We start from the raw sequence: 12,780 nt of genomic DNA, 5'->3' as shown, positions 1-12,780 counted from the left end.
CCGACGCCGCTGCGGCTGCTCTGTCAGGTTCGGTCCATGGCTACTGGCGGTGTTCGCTCAGGGGTCGACAGCCAATCGGCACTCGATGTCGGCCCCGTCGGCAAGCCGGTCGGCGATGGCACGGTCGATGTCGGCCGCGGCCGCGGACGCACCAACCATCACCGTCCGGTCGTCGACGTAGTCGCTGGTCCGTCCGACGAGGCTCCGGTCGCTCTCGAAGGTCAGCTCCGGGTGGCCGTGCCCTTCGATGACCTGTGTCTCGTCGCCGACCCGTAGCGTCGCGGTAATCGTCGCCTCGTGGGATTGGCAGGCTTCGACAAAGGCGTCGTCGAAGTCGGCCGGAACGGTGTCAGCCTCGACACCGAGGATGCAGTCGCCGGCCGGCGTCAGCCAGTCGTCGCTCGTCAGCTCGAAGGTGCTCGAATGCTCGGCGCTGACGTTCTCGTGGCCGCTGGCGCGGATTACTTTCTCCATGACCGAAATCAGGATAGCCCGGTATTTCAGGCCGTCCGTTCGCGGGCGTTTATGTCCCTGCTAGCGGTGTGTGGGAACAGTTACCGGGCGTATTTTTGCCTGTGACAGGCTCTTCCACGGGAACGAACCTCCACAAGATTTAAATACGAACACGGGATAATACCAACTACCAGAACGCGTCCGGCGTTCGGCAGCATCGTCAGCCGACCAGAATGACAGGGAACCTTCCTTCCACGGCGACCGATTTTTTCATAGCGGTTGCTGTCCGCGGCCGGAGCGGTAATGGAGTAGCGTGATTAACCATGGCAGAGTCAATCGACGAAACCGACAACGTAGAACTGACCGAAGACGACCTCGAAAACAAATCCAAGGGCCAGCTCATCAAGCTCGCCGGCCAGCTTCGTGACCGGCGCAACGAGCTGAACCAGATGGCTTCCGAGCGGGCCTCCGAGCGGGACGACCTCAACGCCAAGACCCGAGAAAAAGTCGACGAGGCACAGGAACACCGCGAGAAACGCGACGAGCTCAACGAGCAAGTCCAAGAGCACAAGGAAAAGCGAAACGAGCTCAACGCCAAGGCAAACGAGCTTTTCGACAAGGTCGACGACCTCAAGGCTGACCTCGAACTCGACGAGGGCAAAAGCATCGACCAGCTCGAAGAGGAAATCGAAGACCTCGAGTTCAAACAGCAGACCGAGGTGCTCTCCTCGGAAGACGAGCGCGAACTCATCGAGAAAATCGAGGAGAAACGCGAGAAGCTCTCCGAGCGAAAGGAAAAGCTCGACCAGGGCGGCGAGCTTGAAGAGCTCAAAGAGGAGGCCCAGGAAGTCCGCGCCGAAGCCTCCCAGCACCACCAGAAGGTGACCGAGCTGGCCGACAAGGCCCAAGAGCACCACAACGAGATGATCGAGGCCTATCGCGAGGCCGACGACATCCGCGACGAGGCCGACGAGTGGCACGACAAGTTCGTCGAGGCCCAGGAGGCGGCTGACCGCCACCACGAGGACTTCGTCCGCGTCCAGAAGCGCCTGCGCGAACTCGACAAGGAAGAGGAGGAAGAACGCGAAGAGGACCGCGCCGAGGAGCGCGAAGCCGCAAAGGAAGAAGCCGAGGAAATCTACCAGAAGTTCAAGGAAGGCGAAACCCTCGACACCGAGGACCTGATGAAGCTGCAGAAGGCCGGCAAGCTGTAAGCTGAGCTAACTTTTACTCTCGTTTCTGCATACACTCGCCAGCCGCTGGCTTCGCTGGCTCGACAGGCCGACAGCGTTTTGCCGTCGCCACCGTGGATACACGGCATGGAAGCGAGCCTCCTGATTGCAGCGCTGGCGCTTTTGACTGGATTTCTCGCGGGCGCGGTCTTTGCCCTTGTCGGCGTGCCGATTCCCGCGCCGCCGACGCTGGCCGGCGTTCTCGGTATCGTCGGCATCTACCTTGGGTTCAAATCGGTCGACTACCTCGGAGTCAGCTATGACGTGGCTGGCTCGCTCGGACTGTGAACGGAAAGTCCGATACCCTCGGAGCCCCTACCAGCGGGTTGTATGACACAGGATTTCGGCGTGTATCTGGTTACGGGGGCCGAACACTCTGCAGGGCGGTCGACTGCCGAGGTCGTCGAAGCCGCCATCCGTGGCGGCGTTGACATCGTCCAACTCAGAGACAAAACGGCGACTGCGCGCGAACGCTACGAGGTCGGCACGGAGCTACGGACGCTGACTCGCGACGCGGGCGTTCCGCTCGTGGTCAACGACCGGCTCGATTTGGCCGCTGCAATCGATGCCGACGGCGTACACCTCGGTGATGACGACCTGCCCATCGAGGTTGCCCGCGAACAGCTCGGATCGGACGCCATCGTCGGCCGCTCGGTCTCGACGCCCGATGCCGCCCGCGAGGCCGAACAGGCCGGTGCCGACTATCTCGGTGTCGGAGCCATCTACGGAACTGACTCCAAGGACACCGACCCTGAACAGTCGAACATCGGCCTCGACCGGATTCGGGCCGTTCGGGACGCCACGTCGCTGCCCTTCGTCGGCATCGGGGGCGTTACCCCCGACAACGCCGCCCCCGTCGTCGAGGCGGGTGCCGACGGCGTTGCCGTCATCTCGGCGATTACCGCGGCCGACGACCCCGAACACGCGACTCGCCGGCTCGCTGACGCCGTTGAGGGGGTGGCCCCGAATGTCTGATGTCGACGCTGCTGTCGATTTGGCAGCCGCCCTCGGCGACATCGATACGGCGACGCCGCTTGTCAACTCCGTGACAAACAACGTGACGGTCAACGATGTCGCCAATATCACGCTTCACTGGGGTGGGCTACCGGTCATGTCCGACGACGCCCGTGAGGTCGACGACATGGTTGCGACCGCCGACGGCTGTCTCATCAACATGGGGACCGTCGACGAGGACGGCGAGGAGTCGATGGTGGTCGCCGGCACGGCGGCAAACGAGGGGGACAAGCCCCTCGTGGTCGACCCCGTCGGCGTCGGTGCGACGCCGACCCGGACGCGCGTTGCCAACCGCCTGCTCGACGAACTCGACGTGACGATACTGAACGGCAACCACGGCGAAATCACGGCGCTGGCGGGCGACGACGCCGACGTCCGTGGCGTCGAATCGGTCGGCGAATACGCCGACATCGCCGAGACAGCGCTTTCCTGTGCCCGGACCCACGATACGGTCGTCGTCGCCTCCGGGGAGACCGATATCGTCGCCTCCCCCGAGGAAGCCTACGAGATTACCGCCGGACACCCGTTGATGGCACAGATTGTCGGCACCGGCTGCATGCTCGGCGTGACGCTTGCGACCTTCGCCGCGGGGATGGAGAACGCCACGCCGTTGGATGCAGCGCTGGCTGGGACGGTCGGCTTCGGCCTCGCCGGCGAAAAAGCGGCTGAAGAGGGCGAATACAATGGCCCCGCCAGCTACAAAACGGCGTTTCTCGACACCGTTGCGGGGCTTGAGGCGGCTCCCGACGACCCCGCTGGCCGTATCGAGCGGGTACTCTCCGTTACCTAGCGGGACAACTGGTGGCACCGCTCTCGTCTGATACGCTTCGTTTGCGCTGACGGGAATACCATCCCCAAACGACGCCGTGTGGCTGCTTTACGGGAAGGTTGAGTAGTAAGCGGCAACCCCTTGGACTGCGGACAAGCTTTTGATAGTGCGTACCATAGTAGGTGTAGCAACGAGACAAGAGGTAAACACCGGTTCCGCCGCCTCCCGAACATACTTACCAGTAGAAACCCTAAACATGTTTTGAGATGGAACTGTTAGATAATTCTGTCGTCCCCGAACACGCACACGACATCAAACAGGAGGCACGGGAGTTCGCCGCCGAGCACATCGCGCCCAACGCCGCTGACTACTACGAGTCCGGCGAGTACCCGTGGGACGTGCTGGAGGCCGGCATGGACGCTGGGCTTGTCGCCCAAGACATCAGCGAGGAGTACGGTGGCCGCGGACTCGACCTCCATGAGATTCTCGCGATGGCCGAGGAGTTCTACCGGGCCGACGCCGGCATCGCGCTGACGCTCCAGCTTGCGAGCTTCGGCGCACAGATTCTCCAGACCCACGGCAGCGACGACCAGAAGGAGACGTTCCTCCGGCCCGTGGCGGAAAACGACCAGCTCACGGGGCTTGCTGTCTCCGAGCCGGATACGGGCTCCGACCTCACCGGCATGGAAACGACGGCCGAGAAGGACGGCGACGAGTGGGTTCTCAATGGCGAGAAATACTGGGTCGGAAACGGCGTCGAAGCCGACTGGGTGACGCTGTATGCCCGCACCGGCGACAACCCGGACGACCCGTACGGCAACTTTTCGCTATTTGTCGTTCCAACTGACACGGACGGCTACGATGCCGAGCACATCCCCGAGAAGATGGGCTTCCGAGCGTCCAAACAGGCCCACATCGAACTGAACGGCGCTCGGATTCCCGAAGACCACCTCATCGGCGTCGAGGGGGCCGGCTTCTACATGCTCGCTGAGTTTTTCAACCACGGCCGGGTCGTCGTCGGCGGTCACGGTCTCGGGCTGGCAGCGGCGGCAATCGAGGAAACCGCCGACTTCGTCCACGACCGCACGGCGTTCGGCCGCGATGTCGCCGGCTTCCAGAAGGTCCAGCACATCCTCGCGGACATGATGACCGAGTTCCAGGCGGCGCGGACCCTCAACTGGCAGGCCGCCACACGCGTTGAGGAAAACGACAACGCTGGCTTCTGGGCAGCAATGGCGAAGGTCAAATCCACCGAGACCGCCAACGATTGCGCCGAGCGAGGGATGCAGCTTCACGGCGGTCGGTCGGTGCTGACGAAAAACCGCATTTCACGCGTCTATCGGGATGTCCGGATTCCGGTCATCTACGAGGGTGCAAACGAGATACAGCGGAACCTCATCTACGGACAGGGGCCGTGGTAGCTCACTGCGATTCGACGAGGCCGTAGGTCGAATCGAGGTGGTCGATTATCCAGTCGACCGTCGACGGGTCGTAGGTCCAGAAGCCATAGAAGGACCGCGGCTCCCGCTCCTCGGCCAGTAGCGCACACTTGTTGACGTCGACGCCCGCCCCGTCGTAGGCGACAAACCACGACCGCTCGATTTCGTCGCTGCGCTCGACGTGTATCGTGAGGTCGCTGTCGTGGTCGGGGACATCCGCGTCCGGCACGGCGTACGCGTGGACTTCGAGATGTTTCTTTTCGGCCAACTGTTCGTAGATGTCCATCTGGTCTTGCAGGATGGACAGCTTTTGGAAGCCGGAGTGTAGCGTTCCCTTCCCGACCCGCCACGCTCGGTCTTCGATTTCGCGTGACGCGGCGACCATCTGTCCGATGTCGTAGGAGGTAAACATCGTCTCGTCGAGATGATCAAGGATGGGCTGGTAGGCCTCGCCGTCGAAGCCCGGCTCCGTTTCCTCGGTCGTTGTTGGTTCGAGGATGTTGTCGACATCGGCCGCGGTGACGAACGACCCGTCGCTGGACAGGACCGCGAACGTTTTCGGTCGCCCGCTCGGCGTGTGCTCGCCGACGACATCGACGTTGCGGTCATGAAACTGCTCGCTTAGGGCCGCAACGGCGTCTGAATCGGCGTTAAACACCGTCAGCCGCTTCTCGTGGTCTTCGACCCCCGCGATGAGCTCGGTAAGAGACATTCCCTTCAATAGACCCATGATGTTGTGGATAATAAGCCTGTGGCTGCGGCGTTTCCACCGGAATCGGTAGCCCGTCCGGTTGTCCACGAAAACCGCAGTCGGGCTGTACGATTAATATACCTATATCATTATTAATCCGTGCCAATAGGTCGCAAACGCTTTTAACATAGCGAGCCGAATTACGCCCAGTGCGCCGTCCGGCGCAGTGATACCCAATGACAGAGGAACTCGTCTGGCGAATCGCGGGGGGTTCCGGCGACGGAATCGACTCGACGAGCCAGAACTTCGCGAAGGCCCTGATGCGCTCGGGACTGAACGTCTTCACACACAGACACTACCCCTCACGGATTCGAGGGGGCCACACGTATGTCGAGATTCGCGCCGCGCCCGAACCAGTTTCCTCCCGCGGCGACGGCTATAACTTCCTCTTGGCGCTGGGCGACTCCTTCGCCCGGAACCCCCAAGAGGAAGCCTACTACGGCGACGAAGAGGTAAAGCCGCTCGAAGAGAACCTCGATGACCTCCGCGAGGGGGGCATCATCGTCTACGATGAAGGCCTTGTCGACATCGACGACATCGAGGATTTCGAGGCCCGGGTCGAGGCAAACGACTGGCACGTCTACCCGCTCGACCTCCGCGGCCTCGCCCGCGATGTCGGCCGCGAGGTCATGCGAAACACGGCCGGCGTCGGCGCGACTGCCGCCCTGCTTGAGTACGACCTCGAACACGTTGAGGACCTGATGGCCGATGCGATGTCCGGTGAGGTTTTGGAAACGAACCTCGACATCCTTGAGACCGCCTACGAGGAGGTCGCCGAGATGGAACACACCCACGACCTCCGGATACCGACCGGCAGCCACGACGAACAGCAGGTGCTGCTGTCGGGAAGCAACGCCATCACCTACGGCGCGCTCGATGCCGGCTGCCGGTTCATCGCCGGCTATCCGATGACGCCGTGGACGGAGGTCTTTACCCTGATGAGCCAGCACCTCCCGGAAGTCGGCGGCATCTCCGAACAGGTCGAAGACGAAATCGCCGCCGCCGCGCTCGCGCTCGGTGCCTCCCATGCCGGTGTCAAAGCGATGTCCGGCAGCAGTGGCGGTGGCTTCGCTCTGATGAGCGAGCCGCTGGGACTGGCCGAGATGACCGAGACGCCGCTCGTCCTCGTCGAGGCAACCCGTGCCGGCCCCTCGACCGGGATGCCGACAAAGCCCGAGCAAAGCGACCTCGAACACGTTTTGTACACGAGCCAGGGCGACTCCTGCCGGGTCGTTTTCGCCCCCGGCAACGTCCGTGAAGCCTACGAGCAGACGCGGGCGGCCTTCGAACTCGCGTACGAGTACCACCTGCCGGCCATCGTCCTCTACGACCAGAAGCTCTCCGGCGAACTGCGCAACGTCGACGAGTCCTTCTTCGACCGCGAACCGGACGCCGACCTCGGGGCGACGCTCACCGAAGCGGAAATCGCCGAGGCGGCCCACCACGCCTCCGGGAAGTTCAACCGCTTCCAGCACGACCCGGACAACGACCGTGGCGTCTCGCCGCGGTCGCTGCCCGGCCAGACGGGCGGTCGCTTCCTCGCGACCGGCAACGAACACACCGAGCAGGGCCATATCAGCGAAAGCCCAGAAAACCGGGTCGCACAGCTCGAACGCCGGCTCGGAAAGCTCGACGCCATCCGCGAGGAACTCGATGCGGCCGATTCGAGCCACCAGACCTACTACGGCCCCGACGAGGCGGAGTACGGCCTCATCACCTTCGGCAGCCAGCAGGGAACAGTCAGAGAGGCTGTCACCCGGCTCAATGACGCCGGCCACAGCGTCCGGGCCGTCAGCATCTCCGATTTGATGCCGTTCCCCGAGGCCGAAATCGAGACGTTCATCGAGTCAGTCGAGGAGGCTGTGGTCGTCGAGATGACCGCCTCCGCACAGCTCCGGGGGCTCATCCAGAAGGAGCTCGGCCGGTTCGGGCCGAAGCTGCATAGTCTCCTGAAGTACAACGGCAACCCCTTCGAACCACAGGAGGTCGTCGACGGGTTCGAAAGCGCCATCGAGGACGAAGACCCCGCGCCGACGACCCGCTTTGTTCCCGCGGCAGGTGACTGACAATGAGCGCATTCAACGCAATCGACGACAGCGAGGACGTAGAGCGAGACGACTTCACGCCCGGCATCGAGCCACAGGCCACGTGGTGTCCCGGCTGTGGCGACTTCGCGGTGCTGAAGGCACTGAAAGGTGCGATGGCCGAACTCGGCAAGAACCCCGAGGAAGTGCTGCTCGTCACCGGCATCGGCTGTTCGGGCAAGCTCAGCAGCTACTTCGAGAGCTATGGATTTCACACACTCCACGGCCGGGCGCTGCCCATCGCTCGCGCGGCCAAGCTTGCCAACCCCGACCTTGAGGTCATCGCCGCGGGCGGCGACGGCGACGGCTACGGCATCGGCGGCAACCACTTTGCCCACACGGCCCGGGAGAACCACGACATCACCTACATCGTCTTCAACAACGAGATATTCGGGCTGACGAAGGGCCAGACCTCACCAACGAGCCCGAAGGGTCACAAATCGAAGACCCAACCGCACGGCTCGGCGAAAGACCCCATCCGACCGCTGTCGATGGGGCTCACAAGCGGTGCCTCCTACGTCTCGCGGACGGCGGCGGTCAATCCCAATCAGGCACAGGAGATTCTCGTCGAGGCCATCGAACACAACGGGTTCTCCCATATCGATTTCCTCACGCAGTGTCCGACGTGGAACAAGGACGCAAAGCAGTACGTCCCGTATATCGATGTCCAGCAAAGCGACGAGTACGGCTTCGACCACACCGACCGACGCGAGGCATCGGAGATGATGTACGAGGCGGAGTCGGCCCTCTACGAGGGCGAGGTGCTGACCGGTCGGTTCTACCACGACGACGACCGGCTGTCGTACGGCGAGGAAAAGCGGGCTGTCGGCGAGATGCCCGAGCGGCCGCTGGCCGAACAGTACCACGAGGACGACTACGAGTGGGAACGCAGCTACGACCTGCTCGACGCACATCGCTGACACGCGAGTCGCCGCACGAAGACTGCCGGCCGTTCCGGCAGCCTGTCCCCCGAATGCGGGATTTTAGGAGGCCGGAGGGCGTCGGTTCCATCAATGCGAATTCACTGGCACCGTCGGGACCTCCGGGTGGCCGATAACCGCGGGCTTGCCGACGCTCCCGGCCGCCCCGTCGGGCTGTTCGTCTTCGACGAAGCGGTTCTTGACCACGCCGCCCCCCCGCGAGTCGCCTTTTTGCTCGATGCGCTATCGTCACTTCGGGCAGCCTACCGGGACCGTGGCTCGGAGCTTTTCATCCGTCGCGGCGACCCTGCCAATGTGCTGTCGGCGCTCGCTGATGACCTCGGTGTAGACGTCGTCTCGTGGAACCGTGATTACTCCGGGCTGGCCGCCGACCGCGACGACCGCGTCGCCGACGTGCTCGACGAAGTCGGTGTCACGCCCCAGCGGTTCCACGACGCCATCTGCCACCCGCCCGGAACTATCACGACGAACGCCGGCGACCCCTACTCGGTGTACAGCTACTTCTGGAAGAAGTGGCGCGACCGCGAGAAGGACGACCCCTATCCGGTTCCAGCGCTCGCCGACGCGACCGATGAGACGACGCTGCCGACACTCGCCGACCTCGGGTTCGACGAGCCGACAGCGGAGCTTCCGAAGGCGGGCACTGCCCCGGCCCGCGGGCGGCTTGCGGCGTTTCTCGAAGACGACATCTACCGCTACGAGGAGGCCCGCGACTACCCTGCCACGGAGTGTACCTCGCGGCTCTCGGCGGACCTGAAGTTCGGCACTATCGGCATTCGAGCGGTCGACAAGCAGGTTCGGGAAGCGATTGCGGCCGCCGAGACTGATTCCGAGCGGGAGTCGGCCGCCGAGTTCCGCTCACAGCTGGCGTGGCGGGAGTTCTACACCCACGTGCTCGCGTTCAACCCCGAGGTCGTCACGGAGAACTACAAGCGCTACGAACACGACATCGACTGGGAGGACGACCCCGAACTGCTCGCGGCGTGGAAGCGCGGTGAGACGGGCTACCCGATAGTCGATGCCGGCATGCGCCAGCTTCAGGCGGAGGCGTACATGCACAACCGCGTCCGGATGATTGTCGCTTCCTTCCTGACGAAGGACCTGCTCATCGACTGGCGGCACGGCTACGCCCACTTCCGCGACCGGCTTGTCGACCACGACACCGCAAACGACAACGGCGGCTGGCAGTGGGCCGCCTCGACGGGAACCGACGCCCAGCCGTATTTCCGCATCTTCAACCCGATGACACAGGGAGAGCGCTACGACCCCGACGCAGAATACATCCGCGAGTACGTCCCGGAGCTGTCCGGTGTCGAGGCCGATGTCATCCACTCGTGGCACGAGCTGTCGCCGACACAGCGCGCCAATGCGGCCCCGGAATACCCCCAGCCGGTCGTCGACCACAGCCAGCGGCGCGAGCAGGCCCTCGACATGTTCGAACAGGCACGCGGCGACGATTGAGGAACCGGTTTTGATACCGCTAGCGCCGTCGCCTCCGAGGTGAGGTAACCGGACGCAGTTAAATCTTGGTACGGTCTATCACTGAAGATTTAACAGCGATGCGGGCGAGGAGTACAACTGGAGGACGATATAAATGCCCGAGCACTCAAACCCCGAACTGCCGCCGCTTCCCTACGACTACGACGCCCTCGAACCGTCCATCTCCGAGCAGGTCGTGACGTGGCATCACGACACCCATCACCAAGGGTATGTCAACGGCCTCGAATCCGCCGAGGAGACGCTCGCCGAGAACCGCGAGGCGGGCGAGTTCGGTGGCTCCGCTGCCGCCATTCGTAACGTAACGCACAACGGTAGCGGCCACTATCTCCACACGCTCTTCTGGGAGAACATGGACCCCAACGGCGGCGGCGAGCCGTCCGGTGACCTCGCCGACCGCATCGAGGAGGACTTCGGCTCCTACGAAGGCTGGAAAGGCGAGTTCAAGGCCGCTGCCGGTGCCGCCGGCGGCTGGGCGCTTTTGGTCTACGACCCTGTCGCTGACCAGCTGCGCAACCTCGTCGTCGACAAGCACGACCAGGGCGCGCTGTGGGGTAGCCACCCCATTCTGGCGCTCGACGTCTGGGAGCACTCCTACTACTACGACTACGGCCCCGACCGCGGCGAGTTCATCGACGGCTTCTTCGAGGTCGTCGACTGGGACAACGTCGCAGAGCAGTACGAGAAGGCGACTCAGCAGTAAGCCGTACGTCACACCACCGATTTTTCTTCGGAGCCGCGTCGTCGAGAGCAGCCGGTGTCTCAGTCGGCGAGCCCGATGTCGATGTCCTGTGACCGCGCGTAGACGTAGGACGCCGCGAGCAGCACCACGCCCAGCGCGAGAAACGACAGTGTCCGTGGGAGCGCATCGAGGTCGCGGGTGTCGTAGAGGAAGACCTTCACCGTCGCCAGCGCGAAGACAGCGATGCCGAGCAGTCGAACGCCGCGGACGGCCGCGACGAAGCCGACCGCAAGCAGCGCGAAGGCAAAAAGCGTCCACGCGACGGAGACGCCGACGCCGGACAGCTCCAGCGCAATGCCGATGACGGCGAGCGCAGTTGCCGCCACGGCGTATCCCCCGGCGATGGTCGCTCGCTCGTCCCGTTCGGCGCTGTGCAGGTCGAGCCGGCTGAGTGTCCACGCCAGCAAATAAAAGACGCCGACTGCGGCAGCGAAAGCCGCCGGTCGTCCGGTGAGGCTGCCGACGATATCGCCGCTATCGCCCGGCTGTAGCTCCGTCGCGTCGACGACTAGCAACTTCATCACGACCCCGGCCGCAAGCAGGTGACTGCCGAATCTGAACGCGGGTTCGTCTTCGACAACCGAGAGCCAGACGCCGGCACAGGCGACCACGAGCGCCGCGGCCGTCGCGCCGAATACCCCCGCGAGTTGGCCGACCCCGACCGCAAAAAGCGGTATAGCGACCAGCGCGGCTGCCCTGTCACGCCGGAGCGGCGTTCGGTCGGTGAGGACGTAGAAGCCGACAAGTGCCCCGGCAACGGCGACAGCGCCGGCCCCGCCGACATCGATACCCCCGGGAACGGTCAGTTCTGACAACGCCGCATCCAAAAGCAGCGCGGCGAGCACAGCGTTTCCAACTGTTAGCGCGGCCAACGTGAGCCACGCGCTCCCGAGCACCGGCACCACCGGCCGCCGCAGTAGCGTCCCGACGGCGAGATACAGCAAAAAGACCGCCGCGCCGACGGTGACAACCATCCACGGCGGCGGGACAGCCTCGATGACCCACGCCCACGCCGCGACGTGGCAGGCCACTACGCCGGCGACGGCTGTCCGTCGCCACGGCCGGACGGCCGAGACGGTGACCAGACAGGCGGTGACGAAAAGCAGGTACACCGGGGTCAGCACGACTGTCACCGCTTCGGTGCCGATGGCGGCGGTCAGATATCCAAGCAGGAACGCCTCGCCGCCGATAGCCGGCCGGCCGTCGTGGACCGAGACGGCTGCGACGGCGGCGACGAGTACGGTTAGCCCGGCGATAGTCGCCCACAGCGGCGTTCCGATAGCCTCGCGGTAGGCCTCAAGGCCATAGGCGGCATAGAGGCTGAAGTATGCGGCCGCGACGCCGGCCCCGGCAGCGATGGTTCCCCAGCGGTCGTAGCCTTGCGTTTCGGCGGCGTAGCGGCCACCGAAAAACAGCACGCCACCGCCGACGACGCCGGCGGCGACGCGACCGAGATAGCCGAGCCAGCCGAGTTCGATGGCAAGCCGGACAAAGAAGACGACGCCGACCACGAGCGCGACCGCGCCGGCGACACCAAGCCAGCGGACGCCGACTCGGAGTTCCCAGTCGCGACCGTCCTCGCTGGCGGGGTCGCTGGCTGCGCCGCCCTCGGCTGCTTTTCCCGTCGGCTCGCGGTTGTCAGCCGGCGGTTCCGCGTCCGGTGGCGACCCCTCATCCTGTGGCTGCTCGGCCGCTTCTATACTATCGAGTCGACGGTGGAGGGCGTCGACCTCCTCGCGCAGGCGGCACACCTCGTCGCGGAGGTCGTCTTCGTCGCTCATCGTTTTCGCCTCTCCCCACGGAAACAAAAGTGTTGGAGCCATCCGGTCGATTAATACATAAAAGGCCCGGCACCCAA

General features: G+C 64.1%; 12 protein-coding genes. 9 read left to right on the top strand and 3 right to left on the bottom strand.

Annotated features, from left to right (window positions below; genetic code table 11):
* Positions 1 to 57: 57 nt before the first annotated feature.
* Positions 58 to 474, bottom strand: a complete 417-nt coding sequence (locus NP_RS10040) for a DUF371 domain-containing protein (protein ID WP_011323737.1) — start codon at positions 472 to 474, stop codon at positions 58 to 60.
* Between the two features lie 302 nt (positions 475 to 776).
* Here NP_RS10040 and NP_RS10035 point away from each other — a divergent pair, with 302 nt between their 5' ends.
* The 5 genes from NP_RS10035 to NP_RS10015 all read left to right on the top strand — a co-directional run bounded on the left by NP_RS10035 (position 777) and on the right by NP_RS10015 (position 4,889).
* Complete coding sequence (locus tag NP_RS10035) at positions 777 to 1,667, top strand: coiled-coil protein (RefSeq protein ID WP_011323736.1); 891 nt, start codon at positions 777 to 779, stop codon at positions 1,665 to 1,667.
* A gap of 105 nt (positions 1,668 to 1,772) precedes the next feature.
* A complete protein-coding gene (locus tag NP_RS10030; protein WP_011323735.1) occupies positions 1,773 to 1,973 on the top strand; it encodes a XapX domain-containing protein in 201 nt (66 codons plus the stop codon).
* 42 nt (positions 1,974 to 2,015) lie between these two features.
* Positions 2,016 to 2,660 carry a thiamine phosphate synthase gene (thiE, locus tag NP_RS10025; RefSeq protein ID WP_011323734.1) on the top strand — a complete coding sequence of 215 codons (645 nt, stop codon included), beginning with the start codon at positions 2,016 to 2,018 and terminating at the stop codon, positions 2,658 to 2,660.
* Positions 2,653 to 3,489: a hydroxyethylthiazole kinase gene (thiM, locus tag NP_RS10020; RefSeq protein ID WP_011323733.1), complete on the top strand. Its 837-nt coding sequence runs from the start codon at positions 2,653 to 2,655 to the stop codon at positions 3,487 to 3,489. The genes thiE and thiM overlap by 8 nt, the downstream gene beginning before the upstream one ends.
* A 245-nt stretch (positions 3,490 to 3,734) precedes the next feature.
* Positions 3,735 to 4,889, top strand: a complete 1,155-nt coding sequence (locus NP_RS10015; protein WP_011323732.1) for an acyl-CoA dehydrogenase family protein — start codon at positions 3,735 to 3,737, stop codon at positions 4,887 to 4,889.
* A 1-nt stretch (position 4,890) separates the two neighbouring features.
* On the opposite strand, the gene NP_RS10010 is transcribed toward NP_RS10015, so the two are convergent.
* Positions 4,891 to 5,619 (bottom strand): DICT sensory domain-containing protein, encoded by a 729-nt coding sequence (locus tag NP_RS10010; RefSeq protein WP_011323731.1) that lies wholly within the window; start codon positions 5,617 to 5,619, stop codon positions 4,891 to 4,893.
* Between the two features lie 215 nt (positions 5,620 to 5,834).
* Here NP_RS10010 and NP_RS10005 point away from each other — a divergent pair, with 215 nt between their 5' ends.
* The 4 genes from NP_RS10005 to sod all read left to right on the top strand — a co-directional run bounded on the left by NP_RS10005 (position 5,835) and on the right by sod (position 10,883).
* A complete protein-coding gene (locus tag NP_RS10005; protein ID WP_011323730.1) occupies positions 5,835 to 7,724 on the top strand; it encodes a 2-oxoacid:acceptor oxidoreductase subunit alpha in 1,890 nt (629 codons plus the stop codon).
* A 2-nt stretch (positions 7,725 to 7,726) separates the two neighbouring features.
* Positions 7,727 to 8,662, top strand: coding sequence for a thiamine pyrophosphate-dependent enzyme (locus NP_RS10000; RefSeq protein WP_011323729.1), 936 nt, complete (start codon positions 7,727 to 7,729; stop codon positions 8,660 to 8,662).
* A 93-nt stretch (positions 8,663 to 8,755) separates the two neighbouring features.
* Complete coding sequence (locus NP_RS09995) at positions 8,756 to 10,144, top strand: cryptochrome/photolyase family protein (protein WP_011323728.1); 1,389 nt, start codon at positions 8,756 to 8,758, stop codon at positions 10,142 to 10,144.
* A gap of 133 nt (positions 10,145 to 10,277) precedes the next feature.
* Entirely contained in the window at positions 10,278 to 10,883 is a 606-nt protein-coding gene (gene sod, locus NP_RS09990; RefSeq protein WP_011323727.1) for a superoxide dismutase, read from the top strand.
* 59 nt (positions 10,884 to 10,942) lie between these two features.
* Here the strand turns inward: sod and NP_RS09985 are convergent, their stop codons facing one another.
* A complete protein-coding gene (locus NP_RS09985) occupies positions 10,943 to 12,703 on the bottom strand; it encodes a DUF2339 domain-containing protein (protein WP_011323726.1) in 1,761 nt (586 codons plus the stop codon).
* Between the last annotated feature and the right edge of the window lie 77 nt (positions 12,704 to 12,780).

Source organism: Natronomonas pharaonis DSM 2160 (assembly GCF_000026045.1).
Taxonomy (GTDB): domain Archaea; phylum Halobacteriota; class Halobacteria; order Halobacteriales; family Haloarculaceae; genus Natronomonas; species Natronomonas pharaonis.
Note: the sequence above shows the minus strand (reverse complement) of the source record. Positions and strands in the feature narration are given on the sequence as shown.

Coding starts and splice junctions, on each gene's coding strand:
- NP_RS10010 (WP_011323731.1), bottom strand. CDS start 5,619: ATGTCTCTTACCGAGCTCATCGCGGGGGTCGAAGACCACGAGAAGCGG.
- NP_RS09985 (WP_011323726.1), bottom strand. CDS start 12,703: ATGAGCGACGAAGACGACCTCCGCGACGAGGTGTGCCGCCTGCGCGAG.
- NP_RS10030 (WP_011323735.1), top strand. CDS start 1,773: ATGGAAGCGAGCCTCCTGATTGCAGCGCTGGCGCTTTTGACTGGATTT.
- NP_RS10015 (WP_011323732.1), top strand. CDS start 3,735: ATGGAACTGTTAGATAATTCTGTCGTCCCCGAACACGCACACGACATC.
- NP_RS10000 (WP_011323729.1), top strand. CDS start 7,727: ATGAGCGCATTCAACGCAATCGACGACAGCGAGGACGTAGAGCGAGAC.
- NP_RS10005 (WP_011323730.1), top strand. CDS start 5,835: ATGACAGAGGAACTCGTCTGGCGAATCGCGGGGGGTTCCGGCGACGGA.
- thiE (WP_011323734.1), top strand. CDS start 2,016: ATGACACAGGATTTCGGCGTGTATCTGGTTACGGGGGCCGAACACTCT.
- thiM (WP_011323733.1), top strand. CDS start 2,653: ATGTCTGATGTCGACGCTGCTGTCGATTTGGCAGCCGCCCTCGGCGAC.
- NP_RS09995 (WP_011323728.1), top strand. CDS start 8,756: ATGCGAATTCACTGGCACCGTCGGGACCTCCGGGTGGCCGATAACCGC.
- NP_RS10035 (WP_011323736.1), top strand. CDS start 777: ATGGCAGAGTCAATCGACGAAACCGACAACGTAGAACTGACCGAAGAC.
- NP_RS10040 (WP_011323737.1), bottom strand. CDS start 474: ATGGAGAAAGTAATCCGCGCCAGCGGCCACGAGAACGTCAGCGCCGAG.
- sod (WP_011323727.1), top strand. CDS start 10,278: ATGCCCGAGCACTCAAACCCCGAACTGCCGCCGCTTCCCTACGACTAC.